The 22,927-nt window shown below is 61.1% G+C and carries 20 protein-coding genes; 6 read left to right on the top strand and 14 right to left on the bottom strand.

Going from position 1 to position 22,927, the window contains the following annotated elements; all coding sequences use genetic code 11:
* Window position 1: 1 nt before the first annotated feature.
* Window positions 2-1,282, top strand: coding sequence for a M48 family metalloprotease (locus QZW03_RS11540; protein WP_296510154.1), 1,281 nt, complete (start codon window positions 2-4; stop codon window positions 1,280-1,282).
* On the opposite strand, the gene QZW03_RS11535 is transcribed toward QZW03_RS11540, so the two are convergent.
* Both QZW03_RS11535 and QZW03_RS11530 read right to left on the bottom strand, forming a co-directional pair.
* Window positions 1,253-1,603 (bottom strand): phage holin family protein, encoded by a 351-nt coding sequence (locus QZW03_RS11535; protein ID WP_296510153.1) that lies wholly within the window; start codon window positions 1,601-1,603, stop codon window positions 1,253-1,255. The genes QZW03_RS11540 and QZW03_RS11535 overlap by 30 nt on opposite strands.
* A gap of 36 nt (window positions 1,604-1,639) precedes the next feature.
* Entirely contained in the window at window positions 1,640-2,347 is a 708-nt protein-coding gene (locus QZW03_RS11530; RefSeq protein WP_296510152.1) for a TerC family protein, read from the bottom strand.
* A gap of 380 nt (window positions 2,348-2,727) precedes the next feature.
* Here QZW03_RS11530 and QZW03_RS11525 point away from each other — a divergent pair, with 380 nt between their 5' ends.
* Entirely contained in the window at window positions 2,728-3,153 is a 426-nt protein-coding gene (locus QZW03_RS11525) for a DUF3717 domain-containing protein (RefSeq protein WP_296510151.1), read from the top strand.
* Between the two features lie 62 nt (window positions 3,154-3,215).
* Here QZW03_RS11525 and QZW03_RS11520 read toward each other — a convergent pair whose 3' ends face one another.
* Entirely contained in the window at window positions 3,216-3,776 is a 561-nt protein-coding gene (locus QZW03_RS11520) for a YaeQ family protein (RefSeq protein ID WP_296510150.1), read from the bottom strand.
* Complete coding sequence (purB, locus tag QZW03_RS11515) at window positions 3,776-5,155, bottom strand: adenylosuccinate lyase (protein WP_296510149.1); 1,380 nt, start codon at window positions 5,153-5,155, stop codon at window positions 3,776-3,778. The genes QZW03_RS11520 and purB overlap by 1 nt, the downstream gene beginning before the upstream one ends.
* A gap of 96 nt (window positions 5,156-5,251) precedes the next feature.
* On the opposite strand from purB, the gene QZW03_RS11510 reads away from it, so the two are divergent.
* Window positions 5,252-5,866, top strand: coding sequence for a glutathione S-transferase C-terminal domain-containing protein (locus QZW03_RS11510; protein ID WP_296510148.1), 615 nt, complete (start codon window positions 5,252-5,254; stop codon window positions 5,864-5,866).
* Between the two features lie 336 nt (window positions 5,867-6,202).
* Here QZW03_RS11510 and QZW03_RS11505 read toward each other — a convergent pair whose 3' ends face one another.
* From QZW03_RS11505 to QZW03_RS11470, 8 genes are all read right to left on the bottom strand, one after another.
* A complete protein-coding gene (locus QZW03_RS11505; RefSeq protein ID WP_296510147.1) occupies window positions 6,203-6,661 on the bottom strand; it encodes a nuclear transport factor 2 family protein in 459 nt (152 codons plus the stop codon).
* Window positions 6,658-7,407, bottom strand: coding sequence for an SDR family NAD(P)-dependent oxidoreductase (locus QZW03_RS11500; protein ID WP_296510146.1), 750 nt, complete (start codon window positions 7,405-7,407; stop codon window positions 6,658-6,660). The genes QZW03_RS11505 and QZW03_RS11500 overlap by 4 nt, the downstream gene beginning before the upstream one ends.
* Window positions 7,408-7,512: 105 nt before the next feature.
* Window positions 7,513-8,046, bottom strand: a complete 534-nt coding sequence (locus QZW03_RS11495; protein ID WP_296510145.1) for a DUF3833 domain-containing protein — start codon at window positions 8,044-8,046, stop codon at window positions 7,513-7,515.
* A complete protein-coding gene (locus tag QZW03_RS11490) occupies window positions 8,043-9,317 on the bottom strand; it encodes an MFS transporter (protein ID WP_296510144.1) in 1,275 nt (424 codons plus the stop codon). Before QZW03_RS11490 ends, QZW03_RS11495 begins: the two co-directional genes overlap by 4 nt.
* Entirely contained in the window at window positions 9,314-9,895 is a 582-nt protein-coding gene (locus tag QZW03_RS11485; RefSeq protein WP_296510143.1) for a chalcone isomerase family protein, read from the bottom strand. Before QZW03_RS11485 ends, QZW03_RS11490 begins: the two co-directional genes overlap by 4 nt.
* Window positions 9,892-11,139: a cyclopropane-fatty-acyl-phospholipid synthase family protein gene (locus QZW03_RS11480; RefSeq protein ID WP_296510142.1), complete on the bottom strand. Its 1,248-nt coding sequence runs from the start codon at window positions 11,137-11,139 to the stop codon at window positions 9,892-9,894. Before QZW03_RS11480 ends, QZW03_RS11485 begins: the two co-directional genes overlap by 4 nt.
* Window positions 11,140-11,159: 20 nt before the next feature.
* Window positions 11,160-11,963, bottom strand: a complete 804-nt coding sequence (locus tag QZW03_RS11475; RefSeq protein WP_296510141.1) for a DUF1365 domain-containing protein — start codon at window positions 11,961-11,963, stop codon at window positions 11,160-11,162.
* A 6-nt stretch (window positions 11,964-11,969) separates the two neighbouring features.
* A complete protein-coding gene (locus tag QZW03_RS11470) occupies window positions 11,970-13,262 on the bottom strand; it encodes an FAD-dependent oxidoreductase (protein ID WP_296510140.1) in 1,293 nt (430 codons plus the stop codon).
* A 183-nt stretch (window positions 13,263-13,445) separates the two neighbouring features.
* On the opposite strand from QZW03_RS11470, the gene QZW03_RS11465 reads away from it, so the two are divergent.
* Window positions 13,446-14,309, top strand: a complete 864-nt coding sequence (locus QZW03_RS11465) for a ferritin-like domain-containing protein (RefSeq protein WP_296510139.1) — start codon at window positions 13,446-13,448, stop codon at window positions 14,307-14,309.
* Here the strand turns inward: QZW03_RS11465 and QZW03_RS11460 are convergent.
* Window positions 14,292-15,521 carry a hypothetical protein gene (locus QZW03_RS11460; protein WP_296510138.1) on the bottom strand — a complete coding sequence of 410 codons (1,230 nt, stop codon included), beginning with the start codon at window positions 15,519-15,521 and terminating at the stop codon, window positions 14,292-14,294. The two genes, QZW03_RS11465 and QZW03_RS11460, sit on opposite strands and share 18 nt — an antisense overlap.
* Before the next feature lie 90 nt (window positions 15,522-15,611).
* On the opposite strand from QZW03_RS11460, the gene rfaE2 reads away from it, so the two are divergent.
* Window positions 15,612-16,112 (top strand): D-glycero-beta-D-manno-heptose 1-phosphate adenylyltransferase, encoded by a 501-nt coding sequence (rfaE2, locus tag QZW03_RS11455; RefSeq protein ID WP_296510137.1) that lies wholly within the window; start codon window positions 15,612-15,614, stop codon window positions 16,110-16,112.
* Window positions 16,113-16,134: 22 nt separating this feature from the next.
* Here rfaE2 and glnE read toward each other — a convergent pair whose 3' ends face one another.
* Entirely contained in the window at window positions 16,135-18,840 is a 2,706-nt protein-coding gene (glnE, locus tag QZW03_RS11450) for a bifunctional [glutamate--ammonia ligase]-adenylyl-L-tyrosine phosphorylase/[glutamate--ammonia-ligase] adenylyltransferase (RefSeq protein ID WP_296510136.1), read from the bottom strand.
* A gap of 26 nt (window positions 18,841-18,866) precedes the next feature.
* Here glnE and QZW03_RS11445 point away from each other — a divergent pair, with 26 nt between their 5' ends.
* Window positions 18,867-22,916 (top strand): YhdP family protein, encoded by a 4,050-nt coding sequence (locus tag QZW03_RS11445; RefSeq protein ID WP_296510135.1) that lies wholly within the window; start codon window positions 18,867-18,869, stop codon window positions 22,914-22,916.
* Window positions 22,917-22,927 lie beyond the last annotated feature (11 nt).

Here is a 22,927-nt window from a genome sequence, read left to right as displayed (position 1 = left end):
CATGAGTGCGGCGCGTACGCGTGGCGAAATATCTCCTGAGTTGGATGCAGGCTTTGCTTGGCAATTGCTGCAAGGCAAGGACCGCACTGTGAATGCATTCGCACTCCCAGGGGGGTACTTCGGTATTCATTCGGGACTCGTAGGAATCGTGACCAGTAAAGATGAGTTGGCCTCTGTATTGGCGCATGAACTCAGCCACGTCACCCAGCGGCACATTGCCCGCCTCATGAGTCGCCAGAGCGAGCAAGCGCCTTGGTTGGTGGGGGCCATGATCTTGGGCGCCCTAGCCGCTAGCAAAAACCCGGGCGGAGCCAATGCCGTCATCGTGGGCGGTCAAGCCGCGGCGGCCCAATCGCAACTGAACTTTTCTCGCGACATGGAGCGCGAAGCCGACAGGACCGGCTTTGCCGTTGCGACCCAGGCAGGGTTTGCGCCCCAAGGTTTTGTCAGCATGTTCGAAAAGCTGCAGCAAAACAACCGGAACAATGACTCGGGGAACTTTCCTTACCTGCGTAGTCACCCGTTGACCACAGAGCGCATTGCAGACATGCGATCTCGAATTCCTGAAGGGAGCCCTACAGCCACAACCACAACCACAAGTCTGGAGCACAGCATGGTGTCTGCCCGTGCGCGCGTGTTGTCCAATGCCTCGGTCGACGGCTTGCGGGCTTGGTTTGCAGAGGTAGAGCCTGCCTTGCTGGCGAAGGTTAGCGCCCCGCAAAGGGTTGCTTCACTCTATGGCGCCACCCTTGCGGCCCTGAAGCTGCGGAACTATGAGAGGGCGGCCATCTACCGCGATGCGTTAATGCTTGCGGTCCAAGGTGATGGGCCTGCCCTGCACCAATGGCGCTATCTCAGTGCCGAGCTGGCGGTGGCTGCCGGGCGAAATGATCAGGCTTTGAGTGCACTGGGTTTTGACCGTCCGCCCAAGACGCGCGCTGAGTTGCTAATGTGGGTCGGTCTTCAAGTGGCGTTTGGTCGAGCAGACGCTGCGGCAGATGCCGCCCAACTGTGGGTGCTGGAGCAGCCGCGAGACGCTGCCATGTGGCAGCAACTAGCCAAGGCCCGAAGTGCGCAGGGGCGCACTGTTGCTGCAGTGCGGGCAGAGGCAGAGGTCAACGTGGCGCAACTGGACTACACGGCCGCCTTGGAGCGACTGAAGGCCGCCCAATCCTTGGCAAAAACCAGTTTGAAGGAAGCGGACCACATCGAGGCATCTGTTGTCGACGCGCGGACCCGCCAAGTGGAGCAACTACTTCGGGAACAAGCGGTCGAGCGCTGAGTTGATCACCATACCGGCCGCGGTGTACATCAACGAGCCGAGCAATGCAGCGCTGAAGTCACGCACGGTAAAGCCATCCAGCAAACTTGCTGCCCACCAAAACATCATGGCATTGATGACGAAGAGAAACAGGCCCAAGGTCAGCACAGTGACCGGCAAGGTCAAAACAATCAGCAGCGGCCTGAGCAATGCATTGAACAAGCCCACCACCAGTGCGGCCACCAGTGCAGAGCTGAAACTCTGCACTTGTACACCGCTGTAGAGGTGTGCCACCGCCAACAAGGCAGCGGCGCACAGGAACCATTTTGTTAGAAGCTTCATACGGCCCAGCATAGCACTCGGCCTAACGAGCGCCCTTTAGGCAGCAGCGTCTTCCTTGGCATTCCGCTTCTGGCTCAACCAGCCTGCACCCAGAACGGCCAAAATCGCCAACACATAGACGGCCCAACGGGTCATGCTTTGGGTGCTGCTGAGACCCGTATCGGTCCCGAAGAACGACACCAACCAAGGCTCATGGACCACCATCTTGGCCGCAGTGAAGGCCAGCACTGCCGCACCAATCATGATGATCGAGGGGAAGCGCTCCACCAGTTTCAATACCACGTTGCTACCGAACACCACGATCGGCACGCTGATCAGCAAGCCGATGATGACCAGATCCATTGCGCCATGGGCTGCACCAGCAACACCCAAAACGTTGTCAACACCCATCAAGGCATCGGCCACGATGATGGTCTTCATGGCGCCCCAAAAGGTGCTGGCCGAAGGGCCATCGTGTTCTCCGTCGCCTTGATCAGCCAAGAGTTGGTAGGCAATCCACAGCAGGCCCAAGCCACCTACCAGCATCAGCCCGGGGATCTTTAAGAGCCACACCACGCCCACGGTCATCGCCGAGCGGACCACAATCGCGCCCACGGTTCCCCAAATGATGGCTTTTTGCTTTAGTGCGGGGGGCAAATTGCGAGCCGCCAAAGCGATGACGATGGCGTTATCGCCAGCCAGAACGAGATCGATCAACACAATGGTCAATAAGGCAGACCACCAGGGTGCGGACATGAATTCCATGGAATTTCCTAACAACGACAGGGTAAAGCTGCTGCTGGTGAAGAGGTTAATGCGGCTTTTAGAACCGCGCCAACGACTCCGCCTGCAGAAGGCGCGAATCGAAGGTCTTGCTCAGGAACCCATGCATGGGAACCCCGACAGACCGGAAGCCGGAGCTTCGTATTGACGATCAGTCGAAGCGCTTTCAGGCGCTTGGAGCTACTCCCCTTCGGAGTGAGGCGACTATAACAACAAAACTTGTAGGCGTATAGAGACCAGGGGCATCATCCGCGGTCATTCCAAATCCGTGTGAAAGCTGGCCGGAAAGCCTTAGTGCGGCTGGTTTGTGGATGTGGGTATATCATCCGCCTCCCTTTCGACACAACAGGCGGGTTGACACAGTGGCGGGCATACACATCACCGATATCGAATCGGCCATCAATTTCTGGCGGGCGCGTGAGCCATCTCCAGATGGTGTTTCCCTACCTGCCGCAACCCGTGCGCTGGCGGAGGTCTATGCGCTCCTCGTCTTCTATCACGAGACGGAGGCGGATGAATTCAGCATGCCGGCAAAGGCCCGTGCGGCCTGGCAAACCTGGTACGAGTCGACGCCGGACACACCTTGCATTGCGATCTGTTCCACCAGCCAAGGGGATGAGCTGTGTAAAGGGTGCGGGCGAACCTTTGAAGAGGTGCAACTGTGGCCGGAAATGGGCCCCGCAGAAAAGCGCGCCACCTGGCGTCGCATCACCCTGGATGCCACTTCCTGGCGCTTTAACCGCTATGCCGAGCGGGCCGCAGAGTCGCGCAAGCCTGAATTGCTATAGAAAGCATAGCTACTCGCGCAATATTGACGAGGGCTGGAGCCCTAAAAGGCACTAAATATCGGCTATTTCCAGCGGATGGGCTCGATGTCCACCGTGCTGCTTCCATCCCCCAGCATCAGCACGCCCTCTTGAATAGTGGCCTGCAATTGCATGCTGCGCGCGGCCAGTTTGGCCAGAGCCTGCGACGTGACCGACGGAATGCGCCACACCTGCAACTTGTCCAAGCGGCTCAGCTTGGACTCGATGCCCTTCCACCAGATGTCAGCGGAGTGGGCAAACGGGTAGAGCAGCACGGCGTCGGCCTTGTTGCAGGCCTTGGATATAGGTTTGTCCTCGGGCTGGCCCACCTCGATCCACAAGCGTTTCTGGCCCGTGAAGTCGGTCAGCGATACATCGGGGTCTTCCACATCCGACAGGCCGGCACCAAACGCCAGCGTGCCGTCACCGTTGCAAACGCTTTGCAGTTTGTAGGCATTGAACGCAAGCGCGGCCAGTCGCACCATCATGCGTTCATCGGTCTCGCTGGGGTGGCGCGCCAGCGTCAGCGCGTGGTCGGCGTAGTAGCTGTTCTCGATGTCTGCAATCTGCAGGTTGGCCTTGTAGATGGTGGATTTGAGTGCCATCAGACGCGCTTTGCCAGCTCGGAAGCCTTGCCCGTGTAGCTACCGGGCGTCATGGCCAAGAGGCGCTCTTTCTCCAGCTCTGGGATATCCAGGCCGGCAATAAAGCCCTGCATGAGCTCACGGGTCATGGCCGCACCGCGGGTGAACTTCTTGAGCTGCTCATAGGGCTGCGGCAGGCCAAAGCGGCGCATCACGGTCTGGATGGGCTCGGCCAACACTTCCCACGAGGAGTCCAGATCTTCTGCAATGGCGGCTTCGTTGATTTCCAGCTTGCTCAGGCCGGTCATTAAAGAGCTGTACGCCAGCACCGCGTAGCCGAGAGCCACACCCATGTTGCGCAGCACGGTGGAGTCGGTCAGGTCACGCTGCCAACGGGAAATCGGCAGTTTTTCGCTCAGGTGGCGCAACAGGGCGTTGGCCATGCCGAGGTTGCCTTCTGCATTTTCAAAGTCAATCGGGTTCACCTTGTGGGGCATGGTGGAGGAGCCGACTTCGCCGTCTTTGAGTTTTTGCTTGAAATAACCGAGGGACACGTAGCCCCAGATATCGCGGCTCAAATCGATCAAGATGGTGTTGGTACGCGCGACGGCATCGAACAGCTCGGCCATGTAGTCATGGGGCTCGATCTGGATGCTGTAAGGCTGAAAGGTCAGGCCCAAGCCCAGCGGCTCCGGCGTTTCGATCACTTTTTTGCTGAACGCTTCCCAGTCGAAATCGGGCCAAGCGCTCAGGTGGGCGTTGTAGTTGCCGACAGCGCCGTTCATTTTGGCGAGGATTTTGACGTTGGCAATCCGGTCGCAGGCCGCCTGCAAACGAACGACCACGTTGGCCATCTCTTTGCCTACGGTGGTAGGGCTGGCGGTCTGGCCGTGGGTGCGGCTCAGCATGGGCACGTCCGCGTAGGCGTGCGCCATGTCGCGCAGCTTGAGCACGATTTTGTCCAGGGCGGGCAGCACCACGACGTCACGTGAAGCGCGCAGTTGCAGCGCGTGGCTGGTGTTGTTGATGTCTTCGCTGGTGCAGGCGAAGTGCACAAACTCCCCGGCTTTTTCCAGCTCTGGCCGTGCTTCGAACTTGGACTTGATCCAGTATTCAACCGCCTTCACATCGTGGTTGGTGGTCTTTTCAATGGCCTTGATGGCTTCGCCGTCAGCTTCCGAAAAGTTTTTGACCAAGCCCAGCAAGTAAGTACGCGCTCCGGGGCTGAGGGGCTTGAATTCGTCAAAGCCGGCATCGCTCAAGGCAATGAACCACGCCACTTCCACCTGAACACGGCGGTGCATATAGCCCAACTCGCTGGTGAGCGGGCGCAAGGTGGCGAGTTTGGCGGCGTAGCGGCCGTCCAGCGGGGAAAGGGCAGAAATGGCAGAGAAGGTCATGCCCCGATTGTAGGTTGTGCGCCACGGACGGCCCCATCGGGCTCCCTGACGCCCCCCGCTGGATAGAATCAACCTCCAAGTAACTGCAAAGCGCTCATGAAACTCATCGGATCCACTTCCAGCCCCTTCGTTCGCAAAGTACGCGTCGTCATGGCCGAGAAGAAACTCGATTACGTCCTGATCCAGGAAGACGTCTGGGCGGCCGAGACCCGCATTGCTGAGTCCAATCCTCTGGGAAAAGTGCCCTGCCTGGTCATGGAAGGCGCAGAGGCTATGTTTGACTCCCGCGTGATCGTCGAGTACCTCGACACCTTGTCTCCCGTGGGTAAGTTGATTCCAACCGTCGGACGCGAGCGCGCAGAGATCAAAACTTGGGAAGCGTTGGCCGATGGCTTGATGGAGGCCGCGGTGCTGGCCCGTCTTGAAGCCACCTGGGGCGGACGCAGCGCAGCGCAGCGCAGCCAGGCTTGGATCGATCGGCAGCTGCTCAAAATTCACGAAGCACTCAAAGCCATGGAGCGCGGCCTGGGCGACAAGCCCTTTTGCGCAGGTATTCACCTGACGCTGGCCGACCTTGCCGTGGGCTGTGCTTTGGGCTACCTGGACTTCCGCTTTCCTGAAATCGCATGGCGCGACCAGCACGCCGGATTGGCCAAATTGTTCGACAAGCTCGCGCAGCGCCCCAGCTTCGCCGACACACTGCCGGCCTAGGCGGCATGCGCCTTGCAGGCCCAAATGGGCCGCAAAGCCGCGTGTTTACAACGGATTACACAAATACGCTCGCCAAACAACGCATGATTCTTTACAGTCATGCGCACCATGAAGGCGTATAAAACTGTCTACCAATGCCGCGAATGCGGTGCTACCAGCTATCAAAAAGTCATAGCGCGCTCGCCAGACGGCGCCCTACAAGCGACCGGTGAATACAAGTGCACCGGTTGTCGCAATGTGTTTGCGTCCCTGCGGGCATGGTGGGAGCCGCGTCGCCAAGCGGATTTCCAGAGCAGCACAATGTCGCCGCTCGAGGCCGGCCTGCGCTAAAGCCGCTCAGCTGTTGGCTCGCCGCTTGAGCCAGCGCATCAGCCCACTCACGACGGGCAGTTTTTCGTAGAGCTCTTCGGCAGCATCCCAATAGTCGCGGTGCAAAGTGACTTGGCCCGCCTCATTAAAGAGCAAGTGGGTGGCGCCGTAAATGACCTGATCGGTGCCGCTTGCAAAGCGTACAAACCGGAAGCGGAATTCCCATGTCAAAAAACACTGCTGACCCTGGACAACTTGTTCCGTCACGACAAAGCGGGGCTGCTCCAACGCCACAAACATGTGCTCAAAAATGTGCTGAATCGGGGCGACACCCCGGACGTCATTGAACGGGTCTTTGAACCGCGCGTTTTCCGCATAGATGGTGCTGACATAGGCCGCGCTGTCGGGTGTGAGGTGTTCGAAAAAGTTCACCAGACGCTCCACGGCGTCTGCCATGCCGGTTGGTGATGACAGGGTGGGGTTCATAGGGTGGCACGCCGTACCAGCGCGAAAAACAAACGGTCCGGCAGCAGGCGCAGCAACTGGATCCAGACCGTGAAGCGCTTGGGGAAATGAATGTCGAACTGCCCGCGTGCCCAGCCTTGCAGCATGGCTTGCGCGGCTTGGGCCGGTGTGAGCAGGGCGGGCATGTCAAAGGCGTTGTTGGCCGTGAGCGGGGTTTGCACAAAGCCCGGGCTGATGAGCGAGACCCCCAAGCCCTGGTTGCGCAAGTCGAGGTATAGCGTTTCGGCCAGGTTGACCAACGCAGCCTTGGTCGGCCCGTAAGCCAGGCTGTTCGGCAGGCCGCGGTACCCGGCAACACTGCCCACCAGGCTGATATGTCCGTGCCCCTGCGCGCGCAGTGCGGGTATGACTGCCGCCAACACATGGAGCGCACCGGTGTAGTTCACCGACAGGTGGCGCTCCATGTCGGCCACATCCATGGAGAAGGCGCGCATGGCGTTGTAGTGGCCGGCGCAGTACACGACGCAGTCGAGTGGGCCTTGGGCGAGCACGCTGGCGGTCAGGGCTTGCACCGCACTGGCATCCGACACATCGAGTGGCAGGGCGATGCTGCCGGGGTGGCGCACCACAAAATCTTGCAAGGCCTCGCGCTTGCGGGCAGACACCATGACCACCGCACCCTGCGCGTGTAGCGCAGAGGCCGTAGCTTCACCGATGCCGCTGGACGCGCCCACGAGCCAGACCCGCTTGCCCGCCCATTGGCGCATGGGCGGATTCAGGGGCTGCCACAGAGCAGGCCAGCCGCCGTTTGCTACATTTTTAGTAGCTACTGGCGCACTGTTTACGGGGGCGAAGTGCTTATTTGACATAAATTAGCGCCGTGTGAACGAGAGGGTGACTTCCCCTAGCTTCACGCCGAACTTGCTCATGGTGGCTTTGTTGAGCAAGACCTTGTCGGTCATGAGGTACATCCAGTCGTCAAACCGGACTTCGTAAATGCTGCCGTCCACGGGCAAGCTCAAGGTGTAGGTCCAGTAAAAGGCATTTCCGCGGGCCTGTCCTTCTGCCATGCCGATCACGTCGTCTGCCGTGCCGGTGTAGCGGCCATCGGCCAAACGGGTGAGCCGCCAGATGCGTTTTTGGGTGCTGCCGTCTGAATAGGTGAAGTCCTCATCCAACACGCCTTGGTCTCCTTGCCAGCTGCAACGCATGACGACGGTGAACCGCTTGACCACGCTGCCAGAACGGTCGGTGAAAACGCCGTAGGCATCCAAGGTGCCGTTGAAGTACTCCCGGAGGTCCAGCACCGGCTTGTCATTGCGGTACTGGTCTATCGACTGAGAGGCACAGCCCCCCAGAGCAAGGGCGCTGCCGGTGGCGGCGGCGAGAAGTAGTCGTCGTTTCATGGGGACCTCCGCAAAAAAAGGGTGTAGAGCAGCGCAGCAGCCGCAGCCTTGAGGGCGCAAGGCAGCAGGCAGTAGGCGAATGTCAGGGTCTCCAGGGCTGCGGCATCACGTGCGCCGGGCGAGTAGCCCCACCAAGCCAAGGCCGGCAAGGCGACGCCGGCTGCCAAGGCCAGATTGAGCTTGGTGACGAAATTCCACCAGCCGAAGTAAGCACCTTCGGCCTGACCCTGGTCCCCCTGGCGTGCAATCAGTCCGGCCAGCAGCGCGCCAGGAATGGTCAAGTCCGTGCCCAGTGCTACGCCGGAGAGTGCGCACACCACAACAAAGGGCACCGTGTCGCCCGCACCGAGCCCGGAAGCAAACACAAACACCGCAATCGACAAGCCCATACCGCACAGCCAGGTGCGCACCAGCCCGATGCGGGCCACCAGCTTGAGCCACAGGGGGATGGCCAGGGCGGCGCACACGAAATAGCTGCCGAGAAAAAGCGGCTCATGGGCCGGCGGGGCTTGCAGCCGGTCTTGCACAAAAAACAAGATCAGGGTGGCCGGGATCGCACTGGCAATGCCATTGACCACAAACACCGCCAACAAGGCCCGGAAGTCCCGGCGAGCCAGCGGACGCCACACCGAGTGCTGTGCCGCCGGGCTCCCACTGTGCGCGGCAGCGCTTGTGACGGGCGGGCGAGGCGCCCGGGTCCAGTACGACCAGCCCACCACAATTGCTATAAAAAACAGAGCGGTAGTCGCAGGTAAACCGAGGGCTACAGGCGAAATGGATGCTGTAACGACGCCGGCAAGCCCCAGCCCCTCCCGCCACGCCACAACGCGGCTGCGGTAGGTTTCATCGCCACCGAGCATGGCGCCCCAGCTCTGGTGGCTGATGCTCAAAAAGCTGTAGGCCAGGTAAGTCACCATGAGCGCGGCAGCAGCCCACCACAGCAGGGCGTGGGGCCCACTCACCATCGGAAAAAAGAGCAAGTAAAAACCGCCGCCCAGCAGTACACACGCGATGGCCGCCCGGTGCAGCACCGTCTTGGGACTCCGCTGAAACAGCTGGTCACTCCAACGCCCGAGCAAGGGGTCCATGAGTGCGTCCAGCAGGCGGGCCAACAGGAGCACGCCACCGAGCGCGGCCAGTGGCACCCCAAAAGCTTTGGCGTAGTGATTGGGCAGCACCACGTAGAGCGGGAGTGCCACAAAGGCCAGAGGGAAACCCATCCAGCCGTAGCGAAATCCATCGAGGGGGCTCAAGGCGGCGGGCTTCGTCATGGGGTGAGCCCTGAGAGCAGCTCCGCACGCAGGCGGGGCTCGCTGGTTTTTTCAGACAGCCAGATGCCGAAGAACAGTCGGCTGAACTCCGGGTCCGGAATGGTCGCCCGCAGCTGCCCGTTGTGCCAGAAGCGCGCACCGGTCGACGGTGTGTGTAGCCCGGTGATGCGGTCGCCGCTCGCCACATCGGGAAACGCCCCGCTCATGGTGCGCAGCCACAGTGCCGCGGTGTCGGGGGGAATCGGGCCATTGCGACGCATTTCATCCAAAGAGCGCTGCGCAATGGCTTCGCCCCCAAGGCTGCGGAGGTAGGTGAGCTCCAGGGCGAGGGGATGCTGCCAATACACAGCGGGCTGAAAGCGGGGCAGGGTCCAGAGGCGGGCGTCGTACACATTGAGCCCGAAGAACCGCATCCGCGTGCTGCCGGTCAGGCTGGCGCCCGCAAGGGTACTGGCCAGCTCAGCGGGCGGATTCACGCCATTGGCGACTGCTATCACCGGCAGTGCGCCGCAGGCGGCAGCGCAGGCGCCGGCCAGGAGGCGGCGGCGCTGCAGGTGCGTTGGGTGTAGTGGAGTCATCCGGGTTTGCGCAGGGTGTACTGCACCACGTCGATGTTGTCTTCCAGGAAAGCGGCTTCGCAATACCCGAGGTAAAACTCCCAGATCCGCATGAATCGCTCGTCGAAACCTTTGGACATAACCTCTTCACGCTTGGCGAGAAAAGCGTCGCGCCAGCGCTTCAGTGTTTCCGCATAGTCGTGCCCGAAGGACAGCTCGTTGACCACGTCCAGGCCGGCAGCATGGGCCTGGGCTCTGAATTCGCGCGGGCAAGGCAGGCAGCCGCCGGGAAAAATGTACTGCTGAATAAAGTCGGTGGAGTCGATATAGCGCTCAAACAGCGTGTCATCAATCACGATGCTCTGGATGCAGGCCCGCCCGCCCGGCTTGAGTTTGTCGGCCACCGTGGCAAAGTAGGTCGGCCAGAACTCGCGGCCGACGGCCTCCACCATTTCGATGGAGCAGATGGCGTCAAAAGGCGCGTCTTGAATGTCCCGGTAATCCTGCAGACGCAGGTCGGCCTGCTGGCTCACGCCCAGGCGCTCCATGCGGCTCTGTGCAAACGCCAGCTGCTCGGTGCTGAGGGTGACGCCGGTGATGCTGGCGCGAAACTCGGTAGTAGCCATTTCCGCCAGGGCGCCCCAGCCACAGCCGATTTCCAGCACACGGTCTCCGGCCTGGACTCCGGCCTCTTGCAGCGCCCGCCGGACTTTGGCCTTTTGGGCCGCGGCCATGGGCTGGTTCAACTCGGAGTGGAACAAAGCCGACGAGTAGTTCATGGTGTCATCGAGCCACAAGCTGTAGAACGCATTCCCCAGGTCGTAGTGGGCGTGGATGTTTTTCTGGCTATTGGCTTTGGTGTTCCGGTTCAGCAGGTGTTTGACCCGGTAGAGCAGCCGCCCCACCCAGCTGCCATAAATCACGCTCTCGACTTCCGCGCGGTTTTTGACCAGAACCCGCAGCAAATCGGTGAGGTTGGGGGTGGTCCAGTCGCCCGCGATAAAGCTCTCGGCAAACCCGATATCGCCCGATTTGAGGGCTGCGCTGCAGGGCTTCCAGTTGTGGAGGACGAGGGTGGCATGCGGGCTTGCACTGCCGCCAAACCGGTGTGTGCTGCCGTCGGGGAGCTGGACGCTCAGGCTTCCGTGCTGCAGTTTCTGCAATAACTTGAACACCGTGCGGGCAGCCGCGGGAGTGCCTGCCGGTAAACCCGCCGCAGTAGAAGTGACTGAAGGTGAGGGGGAGGTCAGGGTGTTGCTGTCCATGGCGGTATCTCCGGGCGGTATCACGTGGGGTTGGAAGGGGTAGACCGGCTGGTGAAGGCTGCCGGCGGGGTGGGTTTATGGAAAAAAGGAACGTGTTTGAGCCACAGCTTGAGGGCTTGCCAGTGAATTCTGGCGACCACACCCCAAGTCATGGCCGGATAGCGCCACACCGCGCGACGGATGCTGGCCGCGCTCAAGGTCTCCAAGGTTCCGCTCACGCTGGTGTCGATGAGTGCGCCATCGGCATCGTGGTAGTCGATGCGGGCGACCGTGCGGCGCAGGTCCGGTGTCACCATGAACCGGAAGCGGTAACCGCCCTCGACCGGGCAGAACGGTGAAACATGAAACACCTTGTCTGCCAGCAGCTCACGGCCGAACTGCGGCGTGTCGAGCAGATAGCAATGGCGCTCCCCGAAGGTGTTGTTCACCTCGACCACGATGGTGCGCAAGCTCCCGTCTGCACGGTGGCAGTACCAGAAGCTCACGGGCTTAAAGGCAAAGCCCAGCACCCGCGGATAGCAATGGAGCCACACCTCTCCGGTGGCGTCGGTAATGCCCTCGCCCGTCAGCAAGGCGTCAAGCCAGGCCAAGGCACCGCCTTGGGCGGCGGACCGGCCGTCGCCATGGTCGCTGTCATAGAAGCTCAAGGCGGCAAAGCGGTTGCGTGACAGAGTGCCAGGCCCCGTGCGGTCCAGGGTGCGCATCGGCAACATCAAGAAATAGGTGCCATACGCAAATGCATTGCGCACCGGCCGGTGGCGAGCGTGGCGCACTTCCCCGAAGCCGATCAGGGCGCTGGGTTCGGGGAGGGTGGAGCGTTCCATGGCGCTTCAGTCTGCCATGCCGGCGTGTTGACGGAGCAGGCGCGCGGCTTCCAGGCCGGACTTCAGTCCGTCTTCATGGAAGCCGTACCCGGTCCAGGCGCCGCAGTAGTAAGTGTGTTGTTGCCCTTGCAATGCCGGTACACGGCTTTGCGCCCGGATGGCTTCCAGGTCAAACACCGGGTGTGCGTAGTCAAAAGTCCCGTGGATATGGGCAGGATCAATCTCCGAGACCGGGTTTAACGACACGACGACGCTCTGCGAGAACGGTAGGGGTTGCAACATATTGAGCAGGTAGTGCAGGCAAACGCGGGCATGGTTTTGACCGGCATCCGGGCTGCGCTCGTAGTTCCAGGCCGCCCACGCTTTGCGCTGCGCCGGCAGCACCGCGGTATCAGTGTGCAAAACCGCGCGATTAGGCTGGTAGCGGATAGCACCCAGCGTGCTCTGTTCGGCCAGTGTCGGCTCGGCCAACAGGCTGAGGCTCTGGTCGGAGTGGCAGGCCAACACCACTTTGTCAAAGTGTTCGGTACTTCCGTTTGCGGTAATCCAGACGCCATCGGCGTCACGGGTAATGCGGGAAACCGGTGTGTTGAGGCGCTTGTCTTCGATGTGCGCGGCTATTTTTTCTACATAGTGCCGTGCGCCGCCGGTGACAGTCCACCACTGCGGGCGGTTGCTGACCTGGATGAGCCCGTGGTTGTGGCAGAACCGGATCATGGTGGCAACAGGAAACTGCAACATCTGGTCGGTGGGGCAACTCCAGATGCAGCCCAGCATCGGCAAAAAGTACCAATCGCGGAACTCGGCAGACAGCCGGTGCTGCTCCAGAAATGCTGCCAAAGGCTGCATGAGCTCGGCTTCGGCATTGCGCACCGCAATATCGGTGGCCAACTGGTTGAAGCGCAGCACATCGCGCAGCATCCGCAAGAACCGCGGGTTCACCAGATTGCTGCGCTGGGCAAACACGGTGTCGAGGGAGGAGCCGCTCCACTCCAGTGTTTTTCCGCTTTTTGCGCCGGGCACCTGCACCGAAAACGACATGTCCGACTTGGAGGTCGCAACGCCCAGCTCCGCCAGCAAGGCAATCAAGTTGGGGTAGGTGCGCTCGTTAAACACCAGGAAGCCGGTATCCACGCCGTGTGTGACGGGGCCTTGCGGGCCGGGGAGTGTCATGTCCACGGTGTGCGTGTGGCCACCGAAATATGGGCCGGCTTCAAACAGGGTCAGGTCCGCCAGACCCCGCATGCGGTGGGCGACAGCGAGGCCGGATATGCCGGAACCAATGATGGCGAGTCTCATAAGGATACTTCTGAAAACGTCTCGGTAATTTTGTGACTGATTGGTAATATATCGCAACGAAGAGTTTTTGTGTTCTTTTTTTCGCGCTTTGTGTTCCGGACATAGAAAGTGTCATGTGACCGAAATGTGTCAACTGATTGACACACGTCACGTCTAAAATTTGTGTAGTTTTGAAAGGTTGCCATGCTCTACCCCGAACTCTTTAAACAGCTGGAATCCGTGCGTTGGGATATGGACAAAGACATTCCCTGGGATAGCTTTGTCCCCTCGCAGCTTACGGACGAGCAGGCCGCAACCATCAAAATGAACGCCATTACGGAGTGGGCAGCGCTGCCTGCTACCGAAATGTTTTTGCGTGACAACCGGGGTGACAGTGACTTTTCTGCCTTCATGTCCATCTGGTTTTTTGAAGAGCAAAAGCATTCCCTGGTGCTGATGGAGTACCTGCGGCGGTTCCGGCCCGATCTGGTTCCGACCGAAGAGGAGCTGCATGCGGTCCGCTTTGAGTTTGATCCAGCCCCGGCGCTGGAAACGCTGATGCTGCACTTCTGCGGCGAGATCCGCCTGAACCACTGGTATCGCCGCGCCAGCGACTGGCACACTGAGCCGGTGATTAAAGCGATCTATACCAAGCTCAGTCAGGATGAGGCCCGCCATGGCGGCGCTTATTTGAAATACATGAAGCGCGCCATCGGCAAGTTCGGTTTAGAAGCTAAGTCGGCCTTTGCCAAAGTCGGTGTTTTGATGGCCAGCGCGCGTCGCACCGCACAAGCACTGCACCCGACCAACTTGCATGTGAACAAGTCATTGTTTCCGCTGGACACCATCCAGAGCCGGCTGCCCAACCCGGAGTGGCTGGAGCACTGGCTGGACCGCCAGATTCACTTCGATGCGGCCTGGGAGACCAAGGTGGTGGAGCGAATTCTGCACAACCTCAGCTTGCTGATGGAGCGTAGCTTTACGACCGTGCAGGAGCTCAACAAATACCGCAAAGAGCTGGCCAGAGATTTGGGTGCAGCGCCCGAGGCCTCACCACGGGCGGTCTGATTTCGGGAGTGCTGTGAGCGGCAGCAGCCGCTCCAGGTTGAGCTGCACTTTGACTTCTTTGTGCGCCACGCTGGCCACAATACGATGCTCCCGCATCGTGGTGTCACGGATAGCCGGCTCGATCGTGGGCACGCCGCTACGGTTCAATAACACGGCCACGCGTGGCGTGGTGGTGTTGAGGCCGCGCTGAATCACGACGGCGACCTCGTTTGTCGCCAGCCGCACAAACGAACCCGGCTGGTAAATCCCCACGGCCTTGATGATGGCTGCGCCAGTGTCGTCAATGGCCTGGTTTTCATCAAAGTAACAGGCCTGCATGGCAGCCGCCGGGGAAATCGGCAAGCGCGATGCTCTGGGCGCCAGGCGCGCCGCAAACATGTCTGCTCTGCGGATGAGGCGTGCCATCCGGGCTCCACGGCTCCGCGGAGCCAGTGGACCAGCAGGGGCTCTGTGGTGCTCTTGAATGGCTTGTAACCAATCGGGGTCCACAATACCGATTTGTTGCAAACGTGCGGTAGTTTCCTGCGCGTGGCGTTCGATTTCCGCCCGTTGGGCGCTGCTGGGCGGCTCGACCTGCGTGGCCAGCCGGTCCTGCAGATCGGTCATGCTGTAGTTCATGGTGAGGGCCGCCGCGCCTACGAGCTGTTGGTCGGCCTCCGGCCAATTCAAAACTTCTTTGGCGGCAAGCGTGCACATGACGCTCACCAACATGGCATGGGTCGCGCTGTACATCTGCAACTCGGTCGCTGACAGATAAATCAGCGCGAACAAAGTACCGTCGGGATTGCGCTGGCTATGGCGTCGCAACTGGCGGAGTAAACGATCTAGGCGGTCGCGGAAGCTTGCAGGGTGGGTGTCCCTGAGCAGCGCATTGGAAATGGACTGGAGGTCCAGCCAATCCATCCGGTCATCCTGCTCGGCTTGGCGCTCGGTCAGGGCATCGCCGGAAATTTTGGTGTCGGCGATTTCGCCCAAGGGCTTGTCTTCCCGGACCAGCCCGTACAAGTGGTCAACATAGGCCCTGTGCAAGGCCTCGGAATCGGCCACATTGATAAACAGGCCTCCGCCTCGCTGGGATATTTCTTCCAGGTCCCGCCGCGAAGGAATCACATACGACTTCCGGGCGAGCAGGATGCCGTCCTTGTCCATCAAAGGAAAGGGAAGGGGTGATCCGATACGGATGGAGTCAATATTGATAGCGACAAGGTGCATAGGGCTGGGCGATTATGCAGTTTTCATCGGCTGTGCCGCTGCGCACTTGAATTGGCCGGTGGAACCGGTCCGGCTGATAGGATGAGGGGCATGACCGCTTCCGTTCCCCTCCCTTCATTCCTCGACAAAATCAAACCGGCAGACGAGCTGGCCGATATCTTGGCTGCGCTGCCCCGCCCCTTGGTGTTTACCAATGGCGTGTTCGATGTCTTGCACCGGGGCCATGTCTTGTACCTTGCGCAGGCCCGGGCGCTCGGCGGCAGTTTGATCGTGGCGCTGAATACCGACGCTTCGGTCCGCCGGCTGGGCAAGGGGGACGACCGACCGCTCAATGCAGAGGCTGACCGCGCAGTCGTCATGGCGAGTCAAGCTGCGGTTGATGTGGTGACATGGTTTGCCGAAGACACGCCGGAGGCGTTGATTGCACGCATCCGCCCCGATATTCTGGTCAAAGGCGGGGACTACGATATGGCAAAACTCCCGGAAACCCGTCTGGTGGAGTCGTGGGGCGGCACTGCGCGGGCGCTGCCTTTCGTGAGCGGCTACTCCACCACGGGCTTGGTCAAGAAAATCCGGGCCAGCGCTTCTTAAAAAACGCCTGCCCGAGCCCCGTCTACGCTCCGAACACTTCGTGCCACAGGGCCAAACCGGCCTGTGCCTCCGGTGCCGGAGGCGTATTGGCAATCGTGGTCGGACTCTCATTGAGGCGCGCGGTGTGTTGAATTTGCCGCAGCTCGCGGTAACTTTGCGCCGCTTGCGCACCCACTGAGGGCGGCAGCAGACCGACTTCATCCGCCCGTTGCAGCAGCGCGATGTTGCCCACATTGCCGAGTAAGGCCGGATGAGCGTGCCCATAGCTGAGCACTAGAAACTGCACGGCGAACTCAATATCCACCATGCCACCGGCACTGTGTTTGACATCAAACCAATCGGCAGCCACTGCATGCGCCTGGCGGACCCTGTCTCGCATATGGTGTATCTCGCTCCTCAAGGCCGCCGTGTCGCGCGGACTGCAGAGGACGGCTTGCCGCACTGCCTCAAATCGCTGGGCGAGGGCCGGGCTCCCGAACACGCAGCGCGCCCGCGTAATGGCTTGGTGCTCCCACGTCCATGCGGTGTTGCTGCCCCGTTGCTGCTGGTAGTTGGAATACGCATCAAAGCTGGTGACGAGCAGGCCTGAGTTGCCGTTGGGGCGCAAGGCGGTATCAATCTCGTACAGATCGCCTTCGCCGGTTTTCACCGTGAGCCAGTTGATCAGCTTACGCACCAGGCCCGAATACACCTCGGAGGCGCGTTCGTCCGGGTCGTCGTAGACAAAGACGATATCCAGATCGCTGCCGTAACCCAGCTCTTTGCCGCCGAGCTTGCCGTAGGCGATGATGCCGAACTGGGGCGTTTCGGAGTGGCGGTTTTTCAAGCGGCTCCAGCACCAGCGTGTGGTGACCGCCAGAACCGACTGGGCCAGTGCGCTCAAATCATCAGCAACGGCCTCCACGCTCAAGCGGCCTTCAATATCGCGGGTCAGTGTTCTGAACACTTCCGCATGGTGGGCACGCCGCAGCAAGTTGAGCAGGCTCTCATCGTCATCTTCTCCGCTACCCTGCAGTGCCAGACGGCGGCGTTCCAGATCGGCTTCGAACGAGGGCGCGTCAAAGCGCTCGTCGAGCATGCGACTGTCGGCCAACTCGTCGATCACGCCGGGGTGCTTGAGCAGGTAGCGGGCCGGCCAACGCGCCGCGCCCAACATGTTGAGCAGGCGCTCATGGACCTGCGGCCTTTCCAGCAGCATGGCAAGGTAGCTCTCGCGGCGTAGCAAGGGCTCGACCCAATCCGCCAGCCGGATGGCGGCATCTTCCGTGGTCTTCCCATCCCGGAGCCATTGCGCGGTGCGCAGCACCAGGCGTACCAAGCGGTGCAGCGAATCATCCTTGAGTGCCTGCACCCTGGGGTGGCGCTGCCACTCGCTGATCCGGTTCTTGAAGCTACCCTCAAGTTCTGAGAGTGCAGATTCCAGATCAACCAGCACTGCCTTGGGCTTGCCGCTGCAGCCCTTGCACGTGGGCTCACTGCCGCCCAACAGCGCATCGAACTCCTGGGCCACCACTTCACGGTGGCGGTCCAGTTCGCGCAACAGTGCGCCACTGTCTTCCAGGCCGAGGGTGGCGGCGATCCAGTCCAAGTCTTCTTCTTGCGTGGGCAAGACATGGGTTTGCTGGTCGTCCAGGTACTGAATGCGGTGTTCAGTCTTGCGCAGGAAGACATAGGCCTCCGCCAAGGCGCTTGCACTGCCTTGCGGCATCAATCCGGCTTGCACCAGCCGGGTCAATGCACTCACGGTCGGACGGGTCCGCAACTCTGGGAACTGACCGCCCCGCACGACTTGCAGCAATTGAACCGTGAACTCTATCTCCCGGATGCCGCCGCGCGAGAGTTTGACGTCGTTACTGCGCTCCGGGCGACCTGCACTGCGCTTGGCGGCGTGGTCACGAATCTGACGGTGCAACACCCGCAGTGCATCAAACACGTTGTAGTCAAGATAACGCCTGAACACAAAAGGCACCACGATGGCCCGCAGTTGCAAAGCAGCGGCACCCCCCACCGCAGCCGCAGGTGCGACGACACGGCTTTTCAGCCACGCAAATCGCTCCCATTCCCGCCCCTGGACATGGAAGTACTCCTCCAGTGCGCTGAGCGACACGGCCGCCGGACCCGAGTTTCCGTTCGGCCGCAGGGCCAAATCGACCCGGAACACGAAACCGTGGTCTGTGCTGTCGCCCACCAGGGCATAAATGCCCCGCACCATCTTGGCGAAAAATTCCTGATTAGAAATTTTCCCGCGACCTACGCTGTCGCCGGTCGTCTCGCCATCCAGGTCGTACACATAAATGAGGTCAATGTCGCTGGAGACATTGAGCTCGCGGGCCCCCAGCTTGCCCATGCCGATCACCAGCAACTGGGAGGGCGTTCCCGACTCCGAGAGCGGAACCCCGTGCTGAGCGGTGAGGCTTGTGTAGCTGAGCTGGAAGGCCTGGTCCAGCGCATGCTCGGCCAGGCTGGTCATGGCGGCGGTGACGGCATCTACGCCGGTGTTGCCCTCGCAGTCCAGTGTTGCAAGCCGCTCCAGCACCAGTTGCCGGGTGATCCGCAACGCCGTGCCGTTGTCGTGACCCGGAGCAGTGAGTGATGCCGTTAAAGCCGCAATAGCTGCTTTGCCGGGTAACCCCGGGGGAAGCAAGGCTGATTCTGCGTTGTACCGGCGTCTGATACGCTGAACAAAACGGGCATGCGCCGCGATATCCGGATTCTCAAGGCGGGTCATAATTCCTGACTAGTCCCCATAGCACGATGAACGATTTGATTTCCGCTCCCTCACTCCGGCTCCGGGTGTTCGCAGTCCTGGCAAAGTGGGCGCTGCGATTGCTGGCTATGGGTTGGGTGGCCATCGGCTTGCTGTGGTGCGGGCTGCATTTTCTGATTGTGCCGCGAATTGCAGAATTCCGCCCGTGGGTGGAATCGCAGGCCACGGAAGTACTGGGGTTGCAGGTCCGTATCGGGGATATGCGGGCCCGATCCAACGGCGTCATTCCCTCCATTGAACTGCTGCGCCTCACGGTGTTAGACCAAGCCGGCCGTGACGCACTGGTGTTACCGAGCGTCTCGGCTGCGTTCTCCCCGCGGTCCTTGCTGAGTGGCGGGCTGGAGCAGCTCCACATTGACGGCGCAGAGCTCGACATCCGGCGCTCTGCCGATGGCAAGTGGTGGGTCGCTGGTTTGCCGGTAGACAGCGCTGCCAGCCCGGACAGTGCGGTGGCCGATTGGTTGTTTTCCCAGCCCGAGATTGCCCTGGTTCAGGGTAAGGTGACTTGGACAGACGAAACCAGACCGGTTGAGCCGGTGACGTTTGAGCAAGTAAACCTGGTACTGCGCAATCGCTTGCGCGGGCACGCACTGCGTCTGGATGCCAATCCGCCGGCGCAGTGGGGTGAGCGCCTCAGCCTGCGGGGGCTCTTTCGCCAGCCGCTGCTGTCCCGTCACGAGGGCCAATGGCAACGCTGGGACGGTCAGGTATTTGCAGACTTTCCCCGTGTGAACCTGTTGGAGTTGGGCCGCTATGTGGACCTGGGTGTCCGGCTCGACCGGGGTCAGGGTGGCTTACGCGCGTGGGTAGATGTGGCGAATGGCACCGCCAGTGGCGCGATCGCTGATGTCAGCTTGGCCGGGGTCCACATGACGACGGGGCCCGGGCTGGAGCCTCTGGCCCTGAGCACGGTGTCCGGGCGCTTGGGTTTCAAAGAGGTGGAGGGCGGCCGGGAGTTCAGTACCGAAGCCTTGCAATTCGTCACCGACGACGGACTGCACTGGCCCGGTGGCAATGTGACCTTGCAGTGGTTTGGACAAGCAAAGAGCCAGCCGGAGCGCGGCACGCTGGTGGCTGACAAATTGGACATGGCCGCGCTGGCTCAAATTGCCGGGCGCCTCCCCTTGCAGCCGGAGTTCCGTGCGCAACTGACACGGCTGGCGCCCGAGGGCATGGTGGACGAAGTGCAAGCCAGTTGGACCGGCGCAGCCGCGGCACCGGCAAGCTACAAGGCCAAAGGGCGTGTGAGCCGGCTCCATCTGCCGGCATGCCGGTGCGGGTCAGACAGCTACCCCGGGATACAGGGCTTGAATGCGTCTTTTGAGCTCGACCAATCCGGCGGAAAAGCAAACCTTTCGCTTCAACGTGGTGTCTGGGATGCCTACGGCTTGCTCGATGAGCCCGAAGTGTTTTTCGAGCAACTTTCTGCGGATGTACAGTGGAAGCTGGAGGGGAGCCGGGTACAACTTAGCGGCAGCAATGTGCGCTTCGCCAATGCCGATGGTGCGGGCGAGCTCCAATTCAAATGGACCAGCCCGGCCGCTGGCGTGTTGAGCGCGTTCAACCCCGGGGTGCTGGATTTGCAGGGGACCATGTCGCGGTTGGATGGGGCGCGTCTCTACCGGTACCTACCTACCGCTATGGAGCGAGAGAGCCATGACTACCTGAAAGCAGCGCTGCTGGGGGGCACATTGTCGAATGGCTCGTACAAGGTCAAGGGCGATCTGGCGCGGTTCCCGTTCCGCACGGCACAGCAAGGAGAGTTCCGGATTGCGGCGGCGTTTCAGAACGGGAGTTTTGCGTTCGCCCCGCCGGTGGTGCTTCCCAAAGACAGCCCTCCCTGGCCGGGCTTGACTCAATTGCAGGGTGACTTTTTGCTCGACAAGGACCAGATCCAAGTCAAGCTCACGCGCGGCACGCTGGGCAGCAGCGCCGTGCAAATCGGCAAGGCAGACGTACAGGTCAACCCCCTGTATGACGCGTCTGCCGTCACAGTGAATGCCGAGGCCAAAGGGCCGCTCACCGACATCCTGACCATGGTCAACAGCTCGCCCTTGAACACCTTGTTAGACAAGGCCTTGTCGCAAGCGACGGCGACAGGGGCGGCAGACTACAAATTTAAACTGGCATTTCCCGTGGCCGATGTGGAGAAGGCCACCGTCCAGGGCGCGATTGTTTTGGGCGGCAATGATGTGCAGATTCGCCCCGACACACCCAAGCTCACGCGGGCCCGCGGCACCATCAACTTCAGTGAAACCGGCTTTTCTTTGGCTGGTGCTCAGGCCCGTGCTCTGGGGGGAGATGTCCGTATCGAAGGGGGGCTTTCGGCTGCAACAAACACTGCGGCAAATCCTGCCAAAGCCGTGCCGATGCAACTGCGCTTCAGCGGAACAGTTAGTGCAGACGGGTTGCGCCAAGCCCGTGAGCTGGCGGCAGTGGCGCGCTTGGCCCACTATGCCACCGGCACCGCCAGCTACAACGCAACGCTGGGTTTCCGCTCCGGACTGCCGGAGTTGCAAATCAACAGCAGCCTGGCCGGTTTGGCGCTGAACCTTCCTGCGCCTCTGGGCAAGCCGGCAGAAGCGCTGCTGCCTCTGCGCTTGGAGTTGGCGGCGCTGCGCCCGGCGTCACAGCTTGCCGGAGCACGTTTGCGGGATCGCTTGCAGTTGGACATCGGTCGGGTCGCCTCGGTCGTGTTTGTGCGGGACCAGTCAGGGCCTGAGCCCCATGTGCTGAGCGGCGCGATCGGCGTGGGCTTAACAGCGGGTGAGTCCGCGCCATTGCCGGACACCGGGGTGGTCGCCAACCTCAATATCCCCCGCCTGGATGTTGATGCCTGGATAGCGGTGGTGGACAAACTGGGCGCCGAGCCGGCTGCCGAGCCCGGCAAGCCTGTGGCTGCGGCAACTAGCGCCATGGCGGAATACCTGCCCACCGTGATGGTGTTGCGCTCCAAGGAGCTTGTAGTGTCGGGTCGCCAGCTCAATAACGTGGTGGTGGGCGGCGGGCGTGAAGGCCCCTTGTGGCGCGCCAACCTGGATGCCACCGAGCTCTCTGGCTACATGGAATACCGGCAGCCCTCGGGCGCCAATGCAGGGCGCTTGTATGCACGCCTGGCACGCCTGTCGATTGAGCAAAGCAGTGCCCAGGATGTGGAGTCACTGCTCGACGAGCAGCCCGCGGCCATACCGGCCTTGGATATCGAGGTGGAAGACTTCGTGTTGCGCGGCAAGCGCCTGGGGCGTATCGACATAGAGGCCGTGAACCTGGGCAGTGCCGGTACGCGGGAGTGGCGCCTGAACCGGTTCAACATCCAGACCCCGGAGGCCGACTTCTCGGCCAGCGGCAACTGGGCTGCGATCAACGCATCGGCGGCACCCGCCGGCAAGAGCGTGCGCGAGCGCCGCCGAACGGTTTTGAATTTCAAGCTCGACCTGCGGGACTCCGGCGAACTGCTGAGCCGGCTCGGGATGACCGGTGTGGTCCGCAAAGGCAGCGGCAAAGTCGAGGGGCAGGTCGCGTGGGCCGGCTCGCCGATTACGGTGGACTACCCCAGCATGAGCGGCAAGTTCAATGTGAATGTGGAGACAGGACAGTTTCTTAAAGCCGAGCCCGGTATTGCCAAGCTCTTGGGTGTGTTGAGCCTGCAAAGCCTGCCCCGTCGGCTTATGCTGGACTTTCGCGATGTGTTCAGCGAAGGCTTTGCGTTTGACTATTTCCGGGGCGACATTGCGATCGAGCAGGGTGTTGCCAAAACCAATAATTTGCAAATGAAAGGCGTCAACGCCGCGGTGCTGATGGACGGCCAGGCCGACATCGCCAAAGAAACCCAGAATCTGCGGGTGGTGGTGGTGCCTGAGATCAACGCTGGGAGTGCCTCGCTGATTGCCTCGGCCATTAATCCGGTGGTGGGCCTGAGTACTTTTCTGGCCCAACTGCTGTTGCGTGGTCCGCTGGTGAATGCCGCGACCCAGGAGTTTGTGGTGGACGGCACCTGGCTGGATCCTAAAGTGACCCAGGTGCCACGCAAGCCCTGAACGACGGATAC

Source organism: Rhodoferax sp. (assembly GCF_013297935.1).
Lineage (GTDB): Bacteria > Pseudomonadota > Gammaproteobacteria > Burkholderiales > Burkholderiaceae_C > Allorhodoferax.
Note: the sequence above shows the minus strand (reverse complement) of the source record. Positions and strands in the feature narration are given on the sequence as shown.